Annotated in this window: 19 protein-coding genes and 2 pseudogenes; 12 read left to right on the forward strand and 9 right to left on the reverse strand. The window is 67.3% G+C overall.

The window, feature by feature from the left end:
* The first annotated feature begins 4 nt into the window (after nt 1–4).
* Genes BVC93_RS15125 through BVC93_RS15150 form a run of 6 tightly spaced genes read left to right on the forward strand, consistent with a single transcriptional unit; the run spans nt 5 to nt 4711 of the window.
* Complete coding sequence (locus tag BVC93_RS15125; protein WP_083738176.1) at nt 5–844, forward strand: alpha/beta hydrolase; 840 nt, start codon at nt 5–7, stop codon at nt 842–844.
* Nucleotides 841–1902, forward strand: coding sequence for an alpha/beta hydrolase (locus tag BVC93_RS15130; protein ID WP_083738177.1), 1062 nt, complete (start codon nt 841–843; stop codon nt 1900–1902). Before BVC93_RS15125 ends, BVC93_RS15130 begins: the two co-directional genes overlap by 4 nt.
* Nucleotides 1899–2831: an NADP-dependent oxidoreductase gene (locus tag BVC93_RS15135; protein ID WP_157516935.1), complete on the forward strand. Its 933-nt coding sequence runs from the start codon at nt 1899–1901 to the stop codon at nt 2829–2831. Before BVC93_RS15130 ends, BVC93_RS15135 begins: the two co-directional genes overlap by 4 nt.
* Nucleotides 2832–2842: 11 nt before the next feature.
* Nucleotides 2843–3592, forward strand: coding sequence for a DUF2786 domain-containing protein (locus BVC93_RS15140; protein ID WP_083738178.1), 750 nt, complete (start codon nt 2843–2845; stop codon nt 3590–3592).
* A complete protein-coding gene (locus BVC93_RS15145) occupies nt 3589–4059 on the forward strand; it encodes a TIGR04338 family metallohydrolase (protein ID WP_083738179.1) in 471 nt (156 codons plus the stop codon). Before BVC93_RS15140 ends, BVC93_RS15145 begins: the two co-directional genes overlap by 4 nt.
* A 31-nt stretch (nt 4060–4090) precedes the next feature.
* Nucleotides 4091–4711, forward strand: a complete 621-nt coding sequence (locus BVC93_RS15150) for an O-methyltransferase (protein ID WP_083738180.1) — start codon at nt 4091–4093, stop codon at nt 4709–4711.
* A gap of 13 nt (nt 4712–4724) precedes the next feature.
* On the opposite strand, the gene aqpZ is transcribed toward BVC93_RS15150, so the two are convergent.
* From aqpZ to BVC93_RS15165, 3 genes and pseudogenes are all read right to left on the reverse strand, one after another.
* Entirely contained in the window at nt 4725–5504 is a 780-nt protein-coding gene (gene aqpZ / locus BVC93_RS15155; RefSeq protein WP_083738181.1) for an aquaporin Z, read from the reverse strand.
* A 106-nt stretch (nt 5505–5610) separates the two neighbouring features.
* Complete coding sequence (locus BVC93_RS15160) at nt 5611–6912, reverse strand: NtaA/DmoA family FMN-dependent monooxygenase (protein WP_083738182.1); 1302 nt, start codon at nt 6910–6912, stop codon at nt 5611–5613.
* A 24-nt stretch (nt 6913–6936) separates the two neighbouring features.
* Nucleotides 6937–7281: pseudogene (locus BVC93_RS15165) on the reverse strand (IclR family transcriptional regulator domain-containing protein); the annotation flags it as partial.
* On the opposite strand from BVC93_RS15165, the pseudogene BVC93_RS34760 reads away from it, so the two are divergent.
* A pseudogene (locus tag BVC93_RS34760) lies at nt 7241–7369 on the forward strand (DAPG hydrolase family protein); the annotation flags it as partial. The pseudogenes BVC93_RS15165 and BVC93_RS34760 sit on opposite strands and share 41 nt — an antisense overlap.
* Nucleotides 7370–7391: 22 nt before the next feature.
* On the opposite strand, the gene ilvD reads toward BVC93_RS34760, so the two are convergent.
* The gene (ilvD, locus tag BVC93_RS15175) at nt 7392–9092 is read right to left on the reverse strand and encodes a dihydroxy-acid dehydratase (protein WP_236950370.1); all 1701 of its coding nucleotides are present in this window, start codon (nt 9090–9092) and stop codon (nt 7392–7394) included.
* Nucleotides 9093–9169: 77 nt separating this feature from the next.
* On the opposite strand from ilvD, the gene BVC93_RS15180 reads away from it, so the two are divergent.
* Together BVC93_RS15180 and BVC93_RS15185 are read left to right on the forward strand one after the other, a co-directional pair.
* On the forward strand, nt 9170–9790 hold the full coding sequence (locus BVC93_RS15180) for a DUF305 domain-containing protein (protein WP_083738186.1): 621 nt from the start codon (nt 9170–9172) through the stop codon (nt 9788–9790).
* Entirely contained in the window at nt 9790–10086 is a 297-nt protein-coding gene (locus tag BVC93_RS15185) for a metal-sensitive transcriptional regulator (protein WP_083738187.1), read from the forward strand. The genes BVC93_RS15180 and BVC93_RS15185 overlap by 1 nt, the downstream gene beginning before the upstream one ends.
* Before the next feature lies 1 nt (nt 10087).
* Here BVC93_RS15185 and BVC93_RS15190 read toward each other — a convergent pair whose 3' ends face one another.
* Nucleotides 10088–10387 (reverse strand): thiamine-binding protein, encoded by a 300-nt coding sequence (locus BVC93_RS15190; RefSeq protein WP_083738188.1) that lies wholly within the window; start codon nt 10385–10387, stop codon nt 10088–10090.
* A 157-nt stretch (nt 10388–10544) separates the two neighbouring features.
* Here BVC93_RS15190 and BVC93_RS15195 point away from each other — a divergent pair, with 157 nt between their 5' ends.
* Entirely contained in the window at nt 10545–11519 is a 975-nt protein-coding gene (locus BVC93_RS15195; RefSeq protein WP_083738189.1) for a L,D-transpeptidase, read from the forward strand.
* Nucleotides 11520–11802: 283 nt separating this feature from the next.
* Here BVC93_RS15195 and BVC93_RS15200 read toward each other — a convergent pair whose 3' ends face one another.
* Nucleotides 11803–13788 carry a M13 family metallopeptidase gene (locus tag BVC93_RS15200; protein ID WP_083738190.1) on the reverse strand — a complete coding sequence of 662 codons (1986 nt, stop codon included), beginning with the start codon at nt 13786–13788 and terminating at the stop codon, nt 11803–11805.
* A 66-nt stretch (nt 13789–13854) separates the two neighbouring features.
* On the opposite strand from BVC93_RS15200, the gene BVC93_RS15205 reads away from it, so the two are divergent.
* Both BVC93_RS15205 and BVC93_RS15210 read left to right on the forward strand, forming a co-directional pair.
* Entirely contained in the window at nt 13855–14442 is a 588-nt protein-coding gene (locus tag BVC93_RS15205; RefSeq protein ID WP_083738191.1) for a hypothetical protein, read from the forward strand.
* Nucleotides 14439–15125, forward strand: a complete 687-nt coding sequence (locus BVC93_RS15210) for a hypothetical protein (RefSeq protein WP_083738192.1) — start codon at nt 14439–14441, stop codon at nt 15123–15125. The genes BVC93_RS15205 and BVC93_RS15210 overlap by 4 nt, the downstream gene beginning before the upstream one ends.
* On the opposite strand, the gene BVC93_RS15215 is transcribed toward BVC93_RS15210, so the two are convergent.
* From BVC93_RS15215 to BVC93_RS15225, 3 genes are read right to left on the reverse strand one after another with little or no spacing between them, the layout of a single operon-like run.
* Nucleotides 15122–15529 (reverse strand): CoA-binding protein, encoded by a 408-nt coding sequence (locus BVC93_RS15215; RefSeq protein ID WP_083738193.1) that lies wholly within the window; start codon nt 15527–15529, stop codon nt 15122–15124. The genes BVC93_RS15210 and BVC93_RS15215 overlap by 4 nt on opposite strands.
* Before the next feature lie 6 nt (nt 15530–15535).
* The gene (locus BVC93_RS15220) at nt 15536–16021 is read right to left on the reverse strand and encodes a transcriptional regulator (RefSeq protein ID WP_083738194.1); all 486 of its coding nucleotides are present in this window, start codon (nt 16019–16021) and stop codon (nt 15536–15538) included.
* Nucleotides 16018–19002 carry an MMPL family transporter gene (locus tag BVC93_RS15225; protein ID WP_083738195.1) on the reverse strand — a complete coding sequence of 995 codons (2985 nt, stop codon included), beginning with the start codon at nt 19000–19002 and terminating at the stop codon, nt 16018–16020. Before BVC93_RS15225 ends, BVC93_RS15220 begins: the two co-directional genes overlap by 4 nt.
* Nucleotides 19003–19154 lie beyond the last annotated feature (152 nt).

A 19154-nucleotide genomic window follows, 5' to 3' on the forward strand; every position in this document is an offset into this window, starting at 1 on the left:
CCTGGTGGTTACCACGCGCACGGAACGGGCCTTCACCGGCCTCGATGGTGTACATATCGTCTACGACACCTGGACGCCCGACAGGGAGCCCAGAGCGGTCATCGTGCTGGCTCACGGTCTCGGTGAACATGCCCGCCGCTACGACCACGTGGCCCAGCGGTTCGGCGACGCCGGCTTTGTCACCTACGCCTTGGACCACCGCGGCCACGGCCGCTCCGGCGGCAAGCGTGTCTATCTGAAGAGCATGGACCAGTACACCGCGGATTTCGCCACCCTGGTCGGCGTCGCCGCCAGCGAACACCCCGAGCTGCCGCGGGTGGTGCTCGGCCACAGCATGGGCGGTGCCATCGTCTTCGCCTACGGCACCGAGCATCCGGCCGATTTCGACCTCATGGTGCTCTCGGGCCCGGCCATTGCCGCGCAGGCCGCGGTGTCGCCGGTGTTGGCGGCGGTGGGCAAGGCCGTCGGTGCGATCCTGCCCGGGGTTCCGGCGCAGGAGCTCGACGCGGATGCCATCTCCCGCGACCCCGCGGTGGTGGCCGCCTACCGGGCCGACCCCCTGGTGCACCAGGGCAAGGTCCCCGCCGGGATCGCGCGGGCGCTGCTGCTGGTCGGGGATTCCATGCCGCAGCGAGCAGGCGGTTTCACCAAGCCGCTGCTGGTGGTGCACGGCGAGAAGGATCGCCTGGTCCTGGCCTCGGGCAGCGAACACCTGGTGGAGTGCGTAGCCTCTGAGGACGTGCATCTCAAGATCTATCCCGAGCTCTACCACGAGGTGTTCAACGAGCCGGAGCGCGACAGGGTGCTCGACGACGTGGTGTCCTGGATCGAGGCTCGGCTGTGAAAGCTGTTGCTGCTGCGCTGCTCTCGGCGGCCTTGTTGTTCACCGGATGTTCGTCGTCGCAGGATTCCGGCACCGAGGCACCCACGGCCGCCGAGCAGGCGGGCGAGTGGACCGAGGACGAGGTCACCTTCGACGCCGACGGTCTGACCATCCACGGCACCTACCGCCACCTCACCGATGACGCGCAGGGCCCGGCTGCCCTGCTGATCTCCGAAAGCGGGCAGACCGACCGCAACGGCGACAACGTCGTCGCGGGTCCGGTCGGCAACATGCGCCAACTCGCGGAATACCTGTCCGACCACGGTGTGGCCAGCCTGCGCTACGACAAGATCGGTACCGGCGCTACCGGCCTCGGCCCGTACGCCGACCGGCCGCAGGACGTGGGAAGCGCGGTCTACACCGCGGGAGCCAAAGCCGCCATCAACTACCTGGCCGCGCAGCCCGGCACCGACAAGGCCAAGGTGTCGGTGTATGGCCTGGGCGAGGGCACCACGCACGCCATGGCGCTGGCCACCAGCACCAATCCCGGCGCACCGCTGGTGCATTCGCTGGTGCTGCTGCAACCCCTGACCGGCCGCTACCTGGACCTGATCACCAGCCGGGTCCGAGCGGACAACGCCGCGCAGCTGAAGGCGGGCAGCAAGACCCAAGAACAGGCAGACGGCGTGCTCGCCGCCTGGCTGGGCGCTGTGGACCAGGTGCGCAAGGACGGCAATCTGCCGCCCGGGCAGCTGCCCGACGGGTTGAGTGCCATCCTCAACCCCGGCAACGTCAAGGCCGTCGCCGAGCAGGACGCCATCGACCCGCTGGCGCTGGCGGCCAGCGTCCCCGGCGGCACGCCGGTGCTGCTGACGTGCTCGGACTCCGACGGGCAGGCCTCCTGCACCGACATCAGGCCGCTGGCCGAAGCGTTGAAGCACACCGATCTGACGCTGGTGGAGCTCAAGGGCGTCAATCACGTCTTGCGTGACGATCCGACCGACAACGTGGCCAACTACGCCAACGGCGATCCGTTGTCCCCGCAGCTGACCGACGCGCTCGACAGGTTCCTGTCATGACCCGCGTGGTGATGGCCGATGCCTACGGGGGAGCGGAAGTCCTTGCGGTGCATCACGTCGAGCTACCACAGCCCACGCTCGAGCAGGTGCTCATCACCGTCCGCGCCGTGGGTACCAATCCTTTCGACTACAAGGTCTACAGCGGCGACATGGGGGACGACCCGGCGCGCCTGCCGTTGCCCGTGGGCTCAGAGGTGTGCGGGGTGGTCGCCGAGGCGTCCGCGCGCGCCGCCGGCTACACCGGCGCGCTGAAGGTCGGCGACGAGGTGATCGCCACCGGCGTCACCGGTGCCTATGCCGACCAAGTGCTCGTCGACGCCGATCAGGTGGGCCACAAGCCTGCGACGCTGACGACGGAGGAGGCGGCCGGGCTGCTGCTGACCGGAGGTACCGCCTGGCACCTGTTGACGAAAACCGATGTGGGGACAGGCGACGTCGTGCTCATCCACGGCGCCGGCGGCGGTGTGGGCCAGATGGCGGTGCAACTCTGTGTCGCCAGAGGTGCCACGGTGATCGCCACTGCCAGCGCCGGACGGCACGAGCAGCTGCGCCGCCTGGGTGCCCAGCCCGTGGAGTACGGCGCCGGACTGGCCGACCGGGTGCGGGCTCATGGGGCACCGACGGTGGCGCTGGATCTGGTGGGCACCGACGAAGCTCTTGACGTATCAGTCGAATTGGTCGCCGATCGCGCGCGGATCGCCAGCATCGCCGCCTTCGCCCGCGGCCCGCAACTGGGCATCGCCGTGCTGACCGGGGCCGACGGCGGCCAGGCCATCCGGGACGCCTCGCGGCCCGAACTGATCAAACTCGCCGCGGCCGGGCTGTTGAAAGTGACTGTCGACAAGGTGTTCCCGTTGGACCAGGCCGCCGAAGCCCACCGCTATCTGCAGACCGGGCACGCGCGCGGAAAAGTCGTGTTGGTTCCGTAGGGTCCCACCGCATGACCGACGACAAGATGCTCGCCCGCATCGCGGCGCTGTTGCGACAGGCCGAGGGCACCGACAATGCGCACGAGGCCGAGGCTTTCATGGCCGCGGCGCAGCGACTGGCCACCGCCACCTCCATCGACCTGGCGGTGGCCCGCTCGCACAGCGCCAAACGTGAAGCGGCGCAGACGCCGACACAACGCACCATCACCATCGGTGAGGCCGGCACCAAGGGCCTGCGCACCTATGTGCAGCTGTTCGCGGTGATCGCCGCCGCCAACGACGTCCGCTGCGACGTGGCGTCCAACTCCGCGTTCGTCTACGCCTACGGGTTCGCCGAGGACATCGACGCCACCCACGCGCTGTACGCCAGCCTGGTGGTGCAGATGGTGCGGGCCTCTGACTCCTACATCGCCTCCGGGGCCCACCGGCCCACCCCCACCATCACGGCCCGGCTGAACTTCCAGTTGGCGTTCGGCGCCCGGGTGGGTCAGCGGCTCTCCGATGCGCGGGACGAAGCCAAGCAGGAGATCATCAAAGACCAGCAGCGCTCGGCCGGAACAGCACTCGCCTTGCGCAACAAGGAGATCGAGTTGCACGACTACTATCGCGGCGCATCCCAGGCACGAGGCACCTGGCGGGCCACCCGAGCGTCGGCGGGTTATTCCTCGGCGGCCCGACGAGCCGGGGACCGGGCGGGTAAGCGGGCCCGGCTGGGTAACAGCCCCGAGTTGCCCGGTGCCCGCACCCCGCTGGACCGGTGAGCGCCCGGGATAGCCAACGCTCCAAGGTCTATGCCGCGGAGAGGTTCGCCCGCACCATGTTCGATCGAGCGTCGGAACGTGGCAGCACTGTCGACTTCTTCGGAACTTCGTTGACGTTGCCGCCGGAAGCCAGGTTCAGCTCGGTTGACGACGTGCAGCGGTACGTCGACCGGGTGCTCGGGCTGCCGTCGAGGCTGACGGTCCGGGCTCGGCGCGGTGCGACGGCGGCGCACTACGAGAACCGCAACGGCACCGGGGTGATCGCAGTTCCGGAGGTGTCCACCCGGTGGGCGCTGCGTGAGCTGGTGGTGTTGCACGAGATCGCCCATCACCTGTGTCCGTGCGATCCGCCGCATGGACCCGAATTCGCGACGGCAATGGCCGATCTGGCGGCGACGGTGATGGGGCCGGAAGCCGGCTATGTGCTGCGGGTGCTGTACGACAAGCAGGGGGTGAAGTTACGGTGAGCGACGTGCCTACGCCCGAGAACTGGACGCCATGCTGAACCAGGCCGTGCTGCCGCAGGACCCGGTGCTGGACGCCGCGCTGGCCGACAGTGCGGCGGCGGGCCTGCCCTCCATCGAGGTTTCGCCGCAGAGCGCTCAGTTGCTGGGCCTGCTGGTGCGGATTGCCGGCGCGCGACGGGTCTTGGAGATCGGCACGCTCGGCGGCTACAGCACCATCTGCCTGGCCCGCGCGGTCGGCGCCGACGGCTCCGTCGTCACCCTCGAGTACGAGCCTCGTCACGCCGACGTCGCCCGCAAGAATCTGGAGCGCGCCGGCGTCGGTGACCGGGTGCAGATTCACGTCGGCGCCGCACTGGACACCCTGCCCACGTTGTCCGGCGACTTCGACCTGGTGTTCATCGACGCCGACAAAGAGAACAATGTCGCCTACGTCCAGGCCGCCGTCGAACTCGGCCACCCCGGAACGGTCATCGTGGTGGACAACATCATTCGTGACGGCCGGGTGCTGAACCCGGCCGCCGACGACCTGCAGGCCGGCGCCGTCAAGGACATGCTGGAGATGATGGGCCGTCACCCGCGGCTGGACACCGCCGCCATCCAGACCGTCGGACTCAAAGGCTGGGACGGGTTCGCGCTCGCACTGGTCACCTGACCGGCCATTGGGCTCAAGCCTCGGCGCTGCCTCCGGGGAGGGCGTCGTCGCGCACCGGACGATCAGCGAGTTCCTCGGCCGTGCCGAACAGCAGCGGATAGGCCACACCGGCGATGGCCGCACCCACCAGCGGGGCCAACCAGAATGCCCACAGCTGCGCCGCAGCGCCGTCGCCGTTGAAGAACGCCACCGCGGTGGAGCGCGCCGGATTGACCGAGGTGTTCGAAATGGGAATCGAGATGAGGTGAATCAGCGTGAGCGTGAGGCCGATTGCCAGTCCGGCGAAACCGTGGGGCGCACGGTCATCGGTCGAGCCGAGGATCACCAGCAGGAAGATGAACGTGAGCACCACCTCGGCGATCAGCACCGCCGCCAGCGAATAGCTGCCGGGGGAGTGGGCGCCGAAACCGTTGGCCGCCATGTTGCCGGTGGCCGTCCAGCCTGCCTTGCCCTTGGCTATCGCGTAGATCACCAGGCCGGCGAGCAGGCCGCCGAGCACCTGGCTGATGAGGTACGCAGGCAGCACACTCCATTCCACGCGCTTGGCCAGCGCCGCCCCCAGAGTGACGGCCGGGTTGAAGTGCCCGCCGGAGATGGTGCCGAAAGCGTAGACACCGGTGAGTACGGTCAGGCCGAAGGCCAGTGACACACCGAGAAAACCGATACCCAGGGCGGACCCGTCGCCGGAGGTGAAGGTGGCGGCGAACACGGCGCTGCCGCAACCGCCGAGTACCAGCCAGAACGTGCCGATGAACTCCGCTGCGAGACGATGTGACAGGGTGGGTGTACGCATGGTGTGGCCTTGTGATGTGCGTGGCGTCGACACTCAAGCGTGGCACGTGTCCACACTCACCGCACGGGTTTGGCGCAACCTGCGAAGAGGCTGTATTGCATTGAATTCAGAACTCGCGCAAGTGATCCCGCAGCATAGTCGTGGTGTACTCGGTGCGGGTGAGACCCCGGCGCTGCAACGCGGGAACCAGGCCGTCGGTGATCTCGGTGAGGTAGCGACGGTTCAGTCGCAGCACCGGGCTGGTCAGTAGGAAACCGTCACCGCCCACCTGCTCCATCACCTCACCCATCTCGTCGGCCACCTCGTCCGGGGTGCCGCAGAACGGAGTGTGACTGGACAGGCCGCTGCCGGTGACCAGTTCACGCAGCGTCTTGTTCTTGTCGGTGCCCACGAACGCCGCCAGCGTGCCTCGCTCCCCATTGGTGGTCAGATCATCGGGTAGTGGCGAGTCCAGATCGAACTGACGGAAATCGATCTCGGTGATCGACGAGATCTCGGCCAGCATGTACTCGACGTACATCGGGTCGGTGAGCCAACGTTCCCGTTTGGCCAGCGCCTCCTCTTTGGTGTCGGCGACGATGGGAGAGGCCAGGTACAACACCTTGCAGTGCGACGGGTCTCGGCCGAAGGCTTTCATGCGGGCGTGGATGTCGTCGCGGTAGGCCTTCATCGACTCCACGCTGTCGGCGGGCGAGACGATGGTGTCGGCGTGCTGGGCGGCCAGAGCCCGTCCCGGCGGCGAGGCGCCGGCCTGGGCGATGGTTGGCCGGTACTGCGGCGAGGGAGCGGTGTTCAGCGGGCCCCGCGACTTGTAGTACTTGCCCTCGAAATCGATGGTGTGGACCTTCTTGTGGTTGGCGTAGGTGCCCGTCAGGTAGTCGCGCTCGACGGCGTCGGGCTCCCACGACTCCCACAGTTTGGACACCAGGTCCAGGTACTCGGCGGCGCGGGCGTATCGCTCGTCGTGCTCGTAGAGCTTGTCCATGCCGAAGTTCTGCGCCGAGCGGTCCTCGGCGGAGGTCACGACGTTCCAGCCGAATCGGCCGCGCGCGATGTGGTCTACGGTGCTGGCCAACCGAGCCAGGAGAAACGGCGGGTAGAAGCTGGTCGACATGGTCGGGATGACGCCGAGGCGGCTGGTGCCCGCGGCGATCAGGACAGCCAGCGGCACGGGGTCGTGCTTGGGGTTGACACCGTGTTTGAGGTCGTACTCCATGGTGTCGCCGTAGGCGGTGGACACCATGAGCTTGTCCTCGATCAGGACATAGTCGAACTTGGCCCGCTCCAGCGCACGAGCCACCTCGACGTAGAAGTCGCCGGTGAAATCGCGGCCGCCGTCACCCCAGGTGCCGTTCCACTCGTCGGCGACGAAGTTCAGGAACCAGCCCAGATGGAATTTCGTGGTCACCTCTACGAGCCAAGTCGTAGACCATTACTGGGCTGTGTCGTCCTGATAGCAAGGAGATTTCAGTGCAGCGCGTAAAGCGGCCACGATGATGTCCTCCTGGGCGAGGAATCGCTCGGTGGGCGCGGGTACCGAGATGGCGACCACCTGACCGCCGCTCACCCGGCCCGCGATCCCGGCAGCCGAGATACCAGGGGTGTGTTCGTCGCGGTCGAACGCGACGTCCGCGACGGCTCCGCCGGCCACGGCGACGGCGGCCTTGCCGTTGGCGGTGGAATCCACGGGGAAGCGTTCACCCACCGCGGACACGGCACGCAGGCGATGTGCCGACTCCACCTGGTCGCTGGCCGAGATGCGGTCGCGCCTCTGGATGGGCGGGCCGTACATCGGTGTGCACTGCGCGCAGGAAATGAATCACCTGGCCGGCTTCCTGCCGCAGTTGTACGCCCAGTTCTGCTGACTGCTCGACGAGGACAACGGCTCTAACTGCAGACCGCACCCACGGCCGCCGAGCCCACCAGCTTGGTGTACTTGGCCAGCACACCGCTGGTGTACACCGGCGGCAACGGTTCGAAACCGGCCTTACGCGACTCGAATTCGTCCTTGTCCACCAACAGGTCCAGCGTGCCGTTCGCGACGTCGAGACGGATCCTGTCCCCGTCGCGCACGAAGGCGATGGGGCCGCCGTCGACGGCCTCGGGTGCGATGTGTCCGACACACAACCCCGTCGTCCCGCCCGAGAACCGGCCGTCGGTCATCAGCAGCACGTTTTTGCCCAGGCCGGCGCCCTTGATGGCGCCGGTGATGGCCAGCATCTCGCGCATACCCGGCCCGCCCTTGGGGCCTTCGTAGCGGATGACCACCACGTCGCCGTGGGTGATGGTGCCGTCTTCCAGGGCGTCCAGGGCGGCGCGCTCCCGCTCGAAAACCCTTGCGGTGCCTTCGAACACGTCGGAGTCGAAGCCGGCGGACTTGACCACCGCACCCTCGGGGGCCAGCGATCCGTGCAGGATGGTGATGCCACCGGTGGGGTGGATCGGATTGTTCATCGCGCGCAACACCTTGCCGTCGGGGTCCGGCGGCTCGATGTGGGCCAGGTTCTCGGCCATGGTCTGCCCCGTCACCGTCAGGCAATCACCGTGCAGCAGACCGGCGTCCAGCAATGCCTTCATCACCACGGGCACCCCGCCGATCTCGTCGACGTGCTTCATCACGTAGGCGCCGAAGGGCTTGACGTCGGCCAGGTGCGGCACCCGCTGGCCGACGCGGGTGAAGTCGGCCAGCTCCAGCTTCACGCCCGCCTCCCACGCGATGGCCAGCAGATGCAGCACCGCGTTGGTGGAGCCGCCGAAGGCCATCACCACGGCAATGGCGTTCTCGAACGCCTCCTTGGTGAGGATGTCGCGGGCAGTGATGCCGCGGCGCAGCATCTCCACCACGGCCTCGCCGGACCGGCGGGCGTACTCCTCGCGGCGCTTGTCGACGGCCACCGGGGACGCGCTGCCCGGCAACGACATTCCCAGCGCCTCGGCCGCCGAGGCCATGGTGTTGGCGGTGTACATGCCGCCGCAGGCGCCTTCGCCGGGGCAGATCGCGCGCTCGATGATGTCGACGTCCTCCCGCGACATCAGCCCACGCGAGCACGCGCCGACGGCCTCGAAGGCGTCGATGATGGTGACTTCCTTCTCCGAGCCGTCGGAGAGCTTGGCGACGCCGGGCATGATCGAGCCGTTGTAGAGGAAGACGCTGGCCAGATCCAGGCGGGCGGCGGCCATCAGCATGCCGGGAATCGACTTGTCGCAACCGGCCAGCAGGACCGACCCGTCCATCCGCTCGGCCTGCATGACGGTCTCCACGCTGTCGGCGATCACCTCACGCGACACCAGGGAGAAGTGCATGCCCTCGTGGCCCATCGAGATGCCGTCGGAAACGGAGATGGTGCCGAACTCCAGGGGGTAGCCCCCGGCCTCGTGCACGCCGCCCTTGACCGCCTGCGCCAGGCGCTGCAACGACATGTTGCAGGGGGTGATCTCGTTCCAGGAGGAACCGACGCCGATCTGGGGCTTGGCCCAGTCGTCGTCGCCCATCCCCACGGCGCGCAGCATGCCGCGGGCAGCGGTCTTCTCCAGGCCGTCGGTGACGTCGCGGCTGCGGGGCTTGATGTCAGGAGTCTCTGAGGGCATGCCCGCCATTATCCCGGGCGGACAACGACCCCATCACGGTTTGAATACCCCTTGGGGGTATCGGGTACGGTGGTGTGATGATTGCTCGGAAGTCCACCCGCCTGGCCGCCGGCGTGGCCGCACTGGCCGCCGCCCTGTTCCTGACCGCCTGCAACAATCCGCAGCCGGCCTCCGACGGGCACACCGACCACTCCCACGAGTCCACCGAGCAGGAGCCCGTGATCGACGGTGAACCCGCCGCATTCAATGATGCCGACGTCAGCTTCGCCTCGATGATGGTGCCCCATCACGAGCAGGCCGTCGAACTGTCCGCCCTGGTGCCCGACCGGTCGACCAACCCCGAGCTGATCGCGCTGGCGCAGCAGATCCAGGCGGCGCAGGAGCCCGAGATCAACACCATGAAGGCGTTCCTGGTGCAGTGGAACGAAGGTGAAGACACTCACGCGGGTCACGACATGTCCACCATGGACGGCATGGTCGCGCCCGCGACGATGACGCAGCTCGAGTCGCTGCAAGGCACCGAATTCGACACACTGTGGTTGCAGTCGATGATCGCTCACCACGAAGGTGCCATCACCATGGCCCAGGCTGAACTGGCCGACGGTGCCAACGCGGACGCCAAGTCACTGGCGCAGCACATCATCGACGGACAGCAGGCGGAGATCGACCAGATGAAGAGCATGCTCGGAGGTGGCTAGTGGCAGATGAACCCGAGCACGGTTACTCACCGAACAAGGACAACTACGCCAAACGACTGCGGCGCATCGAGGGTCAGGTTCGCGGTATCGCGAAGATGATCGACGAGGACAAGTACTGCATCGACGTGCTGACCCAGATCAGCGCGGTCAACAGCGCACTGCAGTCGGTGGCGTTGGGTCTGCTGGACGAACACCTCGGCCACTGTGTGTCCCACGCGGTGGCCGAAGGCGGTGCCGAGGCGGACAAGAAGCTGGCCGAGGCGTCGGCGGCCATTGCCCGACTGGTGAAGTCCTGACCTAACCTTCCAGCTGGCGTTCCAGGCGCTCCACCTTGGCCGTGAGCTGCCCGGTGAAGCCTGGCCGGATGTCGGCCTTGAGAACCAGGCTCACCCGCGGTGACACCGCGGCCACCGCGTCGACGGCCTGCTTCACCACTGCCATCACTTCGTCCCACTCGCCTTCGATGTTGGTGAACATCGCGTTGGTCTCATTGGGCAGGCCGGACGCGCGCACCACGCGGACCGCTTCGGCCACCGCAGCGCTGACGCCACCGGTGTCGTCGCCGCCGGTGGGACTGATGCTGAAGGCAATGAGCATGACTCCAGACTGACATATCCAGGCCGGGAAGCTGCCCCGGGAAGTTCTTTGACACGCCCTCTGAGCTGGGATTTGTGTCACTTGATTGCTGCTGGGCGATGAGTGTGGTGGCGGGACTATGCCAAACTGGTCCTCGAGGGAAGCGGAGGGAATGGCTATGCGTCGCACTGTGGTGGCCATGTTGAGTACGGCCGGGGTGGCCGCATCGATGGTGTTGTCGGCAGCGCCGGCAGCCGCCGAACCGGTACCGGCGCCGCCGCCCCCAGCGCCCGCACCCTTCGGTTTCCCGCCCCCGCCGCCCAACCTGTTGGCGCCGGCGCCCGCAGCGGATCCGCTGGCCGCGCCGATGCCCGGTGCCGTTCCCGGGGCGCCCGGCGTCACCACCGGTACCGCCGCGGGCCAGAACCCGCTGCCCTTCACCGGTGAGCCGCCGTTCCGACCGCCGACGTTCAACCCGGTCAACGGATCGATGGTGGGCGTGGCCAAACCGATCATCATCAACTTCGCGGTGCCGATCGCCAACCGGCAGATGGCCGAGGACGCCATCCACATCTCGTCCAACCCGCCGGTCCCCGGCCGCTTCTACTGGCTCAGCGATTCGCAGGTGCGCTGGCGCCCGCAGGACTTCTGGCCCAAGGGCACCGTCGTCAACATCGACGCCGCAGGCACCAAGTCCAGCTTCCGCGTCGGTGAGTCCCTGGTGGCCACGGTGGACAACGACACCAAGCAGATGGAGATCATGCGCGACGGGGAACTCGTCAAGACCTTCCCCGTTTCGTTGGGCAAACCCGGCTACGACACCAAGAACGGCACCTACTACGTGCTGGAGAAGTTCGCCGACATCGTGATGGACTCCTCCACCTACGGTGTACCGGTCTCGGCTGCCGAGGGCTACAAGGTGGACGTCGAGGACGCCGTGCGCATCGACAACAGCGGCATCTTCGTCCACGGCGCACCGTGGTCGGAAGCCGATCAGGGCGTCCGCAATGTCAGCCACGGCTGCATCAACCTCAGCGCCGAGGACGCCCAGTGGTTCTACGACAACTTCGGCAGCGGTGACCCGGTGGTGGTGAAGAACTCGACCGGCCTCTACGACCAGAACGACGGCGCCCAGGACTGGCAGCTGTTCTGATACGGCGGGCTCGGCTGGTCAAGTGACAGCCAGTCACTCTGTGGCGGGAATTCGTACACATTTGCGCCCAGGAGTGACTGGCTGTCGTTTTTGGTGAGGGTGCACGACCGTCACCCCAAGGTGAGGGTGCACGACCGTCACACCCAAGGGATGTCGGGGAGCTTCAGGTGACCCCGAAGGCAACAGCCAGTCACCCTGTGGCGGGAATGCAGGCAGATTTCCGCCACAGAGTGACCGGCTGTCACCTTCAGTGGGCGCGCGGGTGCAACCAGCGCGCGACAGGTCAGTTCCAGATGCGGACGCGATGCTCCGGATCCAGGTACAGCGCGTCGTCGGCGGACACCTCGAACGCCTCGTAAAAGGCGTCCATGTTCCGGATCACGCCGTTGCAGCGGAACTCCGGCGGCGAATGCGGATCCACGGCCAGTCGCCGAATAGCCTCGGCCTCACGAGATTTGGTGCGCCACACCTGCGCCCAGCCGAAGAACACCCGCTGCACTCCGGTGAGCCCGTCGATCACCGGCGCCTCCTTGCCGCCCAGTGAGATCTGGTAGGCCAGCAGTGCGATGGACAGCCCGCCCAGATCGCCGATGTTCTCACCGACGGTGAACGCTCCGTTGACGTGATGTGCGGAATCGAGGTCACGGGGCGAGAACTCTTCGTACTGTTCGATCAGCGCCTTGGTGCGGGCACCGAACTCGGCGCGGTCGGCATCGGTCCACCAGTCGACGAGGTTTCCGTCACCGTCGTACTTGGCGCCCTGGTCATCGAAACCGTGGCCGATCTCATGCCCGATCACCGCACCGATGCCGCCGTAGTTCGCGGCGTCGTCGGCCTCGGCGTCGAAGAACGGCGGCTGCAGAATGCCTGCGGGGAACACGATCTCGTTCATCCCCGGGTTGTAGTAGGCATTGACAGTCTGCGGGGTCATGAACCATTCGTCGCGGTCCACCGGCCCACCCAGCTTGGCCAGCTCGCGCTCGAAGCTGACTTCGTAGCCGCGGCGGTAGTTGCCGTACAGATCGTCGGGTGCGATCACCAGTGCCGAGTAGTCCCGCCACGTCGCCGGGTAGCCGATCTTCGGGGTGAACTTGTCCAGCTTGGCCAGCGCCTTGCGTCGGGTCTCGGGCGTCATCCACTCCAACTGGTTGATGCTCACCCGGTACGCCTCGCGCAGATTGTCCACCAGCACGTCCATCCGCGCCTTCGACTCGGGCGGGAAATACCGCTCCACATAGAGCTTTCCGACCACATCGCCCAGCAGGCTCTCCACCAGGGACACCCCGCGCTTCCACCGGTCGCGGATGGCCTCGGTGCCGCTCAAGGTGCGCCCGTAGAACCCGAAGTTCTCGGCCACCAGAGCCTCGGTCAGATATCCGGCGCGCGCACTGATCAGCCGCCAGCGGGCCCACAACTTCCAGTCGCCGAGCGTCTCCGACGACCACAGCGAGGCGAACGCGGTCAGGTAATCCGGTTGGCGCACCACGAGTTCGGCCACCTGCTCCGGTGAGGTGCCCAGTGCACCCACCCACCCGGCCCAGTCGAAGCCGGGCGCCTCGGAGTCCAGATCGGCGAACCGGCGCAGGTTGTAGGTCAGGTCGGCGTCGCGGCGCTTGACCACATCCCAATGTGCCGCAGCCAGTTTGGTTTCCAGTGCGACGATGGCGGCGGCGCTGGCCGCGTAGTCCACCGGTGAGGCGTTGTACACCAGCCCGAACATCGCCGCGATGTGCTCGGGATACGCCGTGAGGATGGCCTCGTGCTGCGGGTCGCGGTAATAGGACTCATCCGGCAGGCCGAGGCCGGACTGGCTGACGTGCACCAGGTACCGCGTGGAGTTCTTGGAATCGGTGTCGACGTAGAGCCCGACACCTCCGCCGGCGCCGGTGCGCTGCAACGCGCCCAACGTCGCGGCCAGGGCGGCAGGACTGTCGGCGGCGTCGATCAGCGCCAATTCGTCGAGCAGTGGCTGCACACCGCGGCGCTCGACGGCGTCGGTGTCCATGAAACTGTTGTAGAGGTCGCCGATGCGCTGCTGATCGGTGCCCGCCTGAGCACCGGAGCCGGCTGCTTCGAGGATCAGGTCGCGAACCTGCTCCTCGGCGCGGTCGAACAGCGACCGGAAGGCGCCGTCGGTGGCCCGGTCCGCGGGAATGGTGTAGTCGGTGAGCCAGCGGCCGTTGACGTGTCCGAACAGGTCGTCCTGCGGCCGGGCTGATGGGTCGACGTAGCTCAGGTCGATGCCCGAGCGAATAGCTTCTACCGTCACTCCGCCAGTCTTCCAGAAGCCGTGCGGGTGCTCAGTCCCCTGAGAGCGAACAGGTAGCCTCACGCCATGCCCGACGAGGACGAGCAGGACATCGAAGTCCGGTCCATCACCGGATACGGCATCGGTTCAGCTGTGCTGGGGCTGCTGTGTGTCGGCGCGGTGGTACTGATCACGCTGATCTGGACGGGTCACCGAGCCGAGGAAACCGAGCTGCGCAACCGAGCGGCGGCCATGCAGGCTGCCGCTGACTGGACCCGCGTGCTGATCAACATGAACGCAGGCAACGTCGAACCCAGCCTGCAGACGTTGCACGACGGTACCGTCGGCGAACTGAACGCCGACTTCGACGCCGCCGTCGCACCGTACCGCGACGTCGTGCAGACGCTGCAGTCCAGCACCACCGGTGACATCAACGCCGTGGCCGTCGAAACCGTGCGCAACAACCTCGACGTCGAACCAGGTAGCGCCCCGCCGCCCGAGGAGCCGCCGCTGCAGCCGGGCATCGCCACCCGCACCGACACGGTGTTGGTGATCGCCACGTCGGTCAGTGAGAACTCCGGCGGTGAACCCCGGACAGTGCGGTGGAACCTGCGCCTGGACGTCTCGGACGTCGACGGCCGGCTGCTGATCTCCCGGCTGGAGTCCATGCGGTGAGAAACCTGTGGCGGGTAACGATTTTCGACGTGCTGGCACCGCTGGTGGCCATTGCGGCGATCGTGGTGATCGGTGTCTTTATGAGCTGGCCGGTGTGGTGGGTGGCCGGCGCGGCGATGCTGTGCCTGCTGATCGTCGAGGCGATGGCGGTGAACTTCTACCTGATGCGCCGTGACCGGGTGACGGTCGGCACCGACGACGACGGCCCGGCGCTGCGCTTGGGTGTCATCGGACTGGCCACCGTGGCGCTGGTCGCGGCAACCGCGGTCGGCTACGCCTACTGGACCGTGCCCGACGACGCCCTGGTCCAGGATTCGGGCGAGGTAGTGCGGTTGGCGACGGCGGTGTCGGAGGCCACCGCAACGTTCTCACCGCAGGACCCCTCCTCCTCGATCGATCGTGCGGCAGCTCTGATGGCACCCGAGGCAGCCGAGGCGTTCAAGTCGAATTTCGGCAGGTCCACCGAAGATCTTGCGCGGCGCAACATCTCGGCGCAGGCGCAGACCATCTCGGCAGGGGTGGAGGCCATCGGCCCCGCCGCCGCCAGCGTGGTGGTGGTGATGCGGGGCACCCAGAACGTGCCGGGGCAGCAGCCCAGCCGCGCGGTGCTGGCGCTGCGCGTGACGTTCACCAAGGTCGACGGCCGGTGGCTGGTGATCGACGTGGCGCCCACGGGGGCCTAACGACCTCCGACGAGTTCAGCGTGGTCCACCTTCAGGCAGCGGTCCATCACCACTTGCAGTCCGGCGGCCTGCGCGTCGCGACCCACCTGCTCGTGAAACAGCCCCTGCTGCAGCCAGAGCGTTTTCGGCAGCGCCGGCAGCGCCAGTGTCTCGGCGAGCACTGACGGCAGATCGTCATAGCGCCGGAACACGTCCACCATGTCCGGCACCACCGGCAGATCAGCCAGGCTGGCGTACACCTTGTCGCCGTCGATGTCGGTGATGGTCGGGTTCACCGGGTACAGCTGGTAGTCCGTGTTGGCCTTCAGATAGCGGTACACGCCGTAACTCGGGCGCGACGGGTTGGCTGATGCCCCCACCACCGCGACCGTGCGTGTCTGACGCAGGATGTCCTCGAGTGTCAAGACTTCTCAACTCGGACCGGGGCGGGGTGAGCGCATCTTGGCGAAGCGGTCCGAGAGCCTGCGCATACGGATCATCAGCGATGCCGGCGGCGAGATCTCGCCATCGAGGTAAACCACGAGATCCGCGACGGGAACGCCGATGCGGGAGGCGAACTCCTGCTCCGAGAGCCCGGAGCGGTTCAGCAGCAGCCGAACGTGCCTGGCGGCCTCGGCGCGTTCATTGGCTTCCAGATGTTGTCGGCTGCGCACCAGCACCTCGGACAGTGCTTTGGAGATACCCAGCGGCTCGGACTTCTCCAGTACTTCCTCGACCTGGCGGGCGGTGCGGCCGAACGGGTCGCGCTTGATCGCCACCACGATGCGCTGCCAGACGGTGATGTCACCCGTTTCGAGGGCTGACCGGATGGCAGCGGTGGACCAGAACTCGACCGGCCGGTCGGCGCCGGCACCGGCTTGCAGGCCGGGGCGGTGAGCATCTGCGGCCAACGTCACCTCGCCTCCTCCAGCATCGCCACGGCCACCGTCAGGCAGCGCTGCCTGACTTTCTCCCAGTCTGCCTCAGCAGCGGGCCCGGCGTGCTCGTCGTTCGCGTCGTCGGGATGAGGATCGGCGAGCCTGCGGACCAACTGGGTGGCGACCCATTGTCCATCGGTCGGTTGCCCAGAGTAGTACCTGTCGATACCGGCCAGCGCGAGTGCGGCGGTCTGCGACTCCATGGCATCGACCAGGTCGGCGAACTCCGCGAAGTCGCGACGGTGGTTGCGAGACATGATCAGGTAACCCTTGAGCCGTATGGTCTCGGCGCCGGTCGGGATGCGCAGCCGGTCACCCGTGGGCAGCTGCACGTTGGTGGTCTCCACCGGACACTGCCTGCGCAGCGCGTGGTGGAAATCGCTACTGGGATCGTTTTGCACACTGAGGGCATCCAGTGCGACGGCCAGACGGCCCCGCCACATCGTGACGGGGTGGACGGGGCGCTGCACCCGGACGGTGGCCTGGCCGGAGCCGCCGTCCGGCGACGGGTTCTTCTCGCTGCGGTTGCGACGCAGCGGCAGACCCAGGCGCGCCTGTCTGGCGCTCACCGCGCGGGCGTCGTCGCTGCCCTTGACCTTGACCTTGAACGCGGTGGTGAGGGCACTGAGTCCGGTGCACCCGCTGAACGCCAGCGGATCGGCCACGGTGATGGCGTCCGGCGCCAGGTCTTTGAGCTTGGCCGCCGACTTCACCACCATTCGCAGGTCGGCCCCGGGCGCCACCAACGCCGAGATGTCGTCCGGAATGATCACCAGGTCGCCCAGGTCCACCTTGGGTAGTGGCTTCTCGAAGTCCACCGACGGCAGCACCCTGCCCAGCCACTTGGGCAGCCACCAGTTCCACTGGTCGAACATCGCCATCAGCGCGGGCACCAGCACCAACCGCACCACGGTGGCGTCGACGGCGATGGCCACCGCGCAGGCCACGCCCATCTGCGCCACGAGTGGCATTCCGGCGAAGGCGAAGCCGATGAACACGGCGATCATGATCAGAGCCGCGCTGGTGATGGTGCGGGCGCTGGTCGAGACGCCGTAGGCCACGGCGTCCCTGGTGTCGCCCGACTGCAGGAACCGTTCGCGGACACGGGTGAGCAGGAAGATCTCGTAGTCCATCGACAACCCGAAGGTCAGCGCGAGCACCAGCGGCGGAATGGTGCTGTCGATGGAGCCCAGTGGTTCGAAGCCCAGATCCTGCAGCCAGCCCCACTGGAAGATCATCACCAGGCTGCCGTAGGCGGCTGCCACCGACAAGATGGTCATCACCACGCCCTTGAGCGCCAGGAACACCGAGCGGATGGCTGCCAGCAGCATCACGAAGGCGATCGTCGCGACGAACACGAACACCCACGGCTCCATGTGCGCCACCCGCTCATCGAAGTCCTTGATGAGTGCGGTGGGGCCGCCGACGTCGACGGAGAGGTTCTCGGCACCCGGGGTCTGGGGCAGACGTTCGCGCAGGGAATCGATGGTGTTGCGGGCGGCGATGTCCTCGGGGTCGACGGCCAGGATTCCGGACAGCAGCGCGCTGCGGTTGTCGTCGGAAACCACCGCGGGGGTGACGGACACGATGTTGACCGTCCGGCCCATCTCGGCTCCGATGGCGTCGACGACAGCCATGTTCTCCGGCGCGCCGGCATTGCCGTCGGGGAAGGTGACCAGTACCCGGACCGGTCCCAGCGCACCGGGACCAAGCGCCTCGGCGGCTGCCCCCACGCCACCGCGAATCTCGTGGGTGGCTTCGAACTGGCGCAACATGCTGTTGCCCAACGACATCGACATCACCGGCGCCGCCAGCGCCAGCAGGAACACCGTGGCTCCCAACGCCGAGAGCCACGGTCGTCGCATCACCCCGCCGATCCAGCGGGTCCAGAACCGGGACTGGGTGGTCTCGGCGCGTCGACCCCAGTGCAGCACCCGGGACCGTTTGGCGGCCGCCCGCCCGAAGATGCCGAGCACCGCCGGGATCAGCGTGGTCGACGTCAGCACCGCCACCGCGACCGCGAGGATGGCGCCGGTGGCCATCGACGACAGCACCGGGGTGTCGATGAGGTAGATGCCGGTGACGGACGCGATCACCGTGGCCCCCGAGAGCACCACCGCCAGACCGGATGTCGCCATCGCGGCGTCGGTGGCCTGCTTGGCGTCGCGGCCCGCGCGCAGTTCCTCGCGGAACCGCATCAGGATGAACAGCGAGTAGTCGACGGCCAGCGCGATACCGAACATCGACACCGTCGAGGTCACGAACACCGACATCGTGGTGAACATCGACAGCAGGAACACCAGGCCCATGGTCACCACCACGGTGCACACGCCGATCAGCAGCGGGATGGCTGCGGCTGCCAACGAGCCGAACACCGCCAGCAGCACGATCAGGACGATCGGCAGGTTCCACTTCTCGGCTTCGGCGATGTCGTGTTTGGTGGCCTCCGACGCCGCGGCACCCACCGCGCCCTGGCCGATGACATACAGCCGGACCTTGCCGTCAGCGGTCTGACCGGGTTCCTCGCCGTTGATGCCGACCCTCTGGCGCAGTTGCTTGGCGGTGTCGACGGCGCCGGTGTTGTCGAAGCCCAGCTTCAGCGACACCACGTAGGGGCGGTCCGGCTGCGGCGGCGGCTGGGCGGGGTTGGGCACGATGGTGACCGCGGGAACCTCGGCGACCAGGCGTTCGAGCTCGGCTACCGCGGAGTTCATGTCCTCGTAACTGGCGTCCGCACGCGGGGCCGCCACCAACGCCAGGGGAGAGGCGCCCTCGTCCGGGAAGTGGTCCTCGACTTCGTACTGGACATGCAGGGACTGCGAGCCCTCGACCTCGAACCCGCCGCCGGTGAGGTTGCTCGATTGGGTGAGAATGAGCCAGACCGAGGGCACCAGGGCCAGTAACCATGCGGTGAAGACCAGCCAGCGGAACCTGCGTAACAGGCTGCTCAGTCGCATCATGAACTGCTGGATGGCGATCTCCCCGCATTCTCCCCAGTGGGTGCGAGCGTACCGCAGCAGGCTGTACGGCGAGTCGCCGTGAGATCTCGATCAGATACCGTCCGATCTCGATCGGACGCGCTGAATTCGCACGCCCCTGGAGTGGATGGCAC

The sequence above is a fragment of the Mycobacterium sp. MS1601 genome (genome assembly GCF_001984215.1).
Lineage (GTDB): Bacteria > Actinomycetota > Actinomycetes > Mycobacteriales > Mycobacteriaceae > Mycobacterium.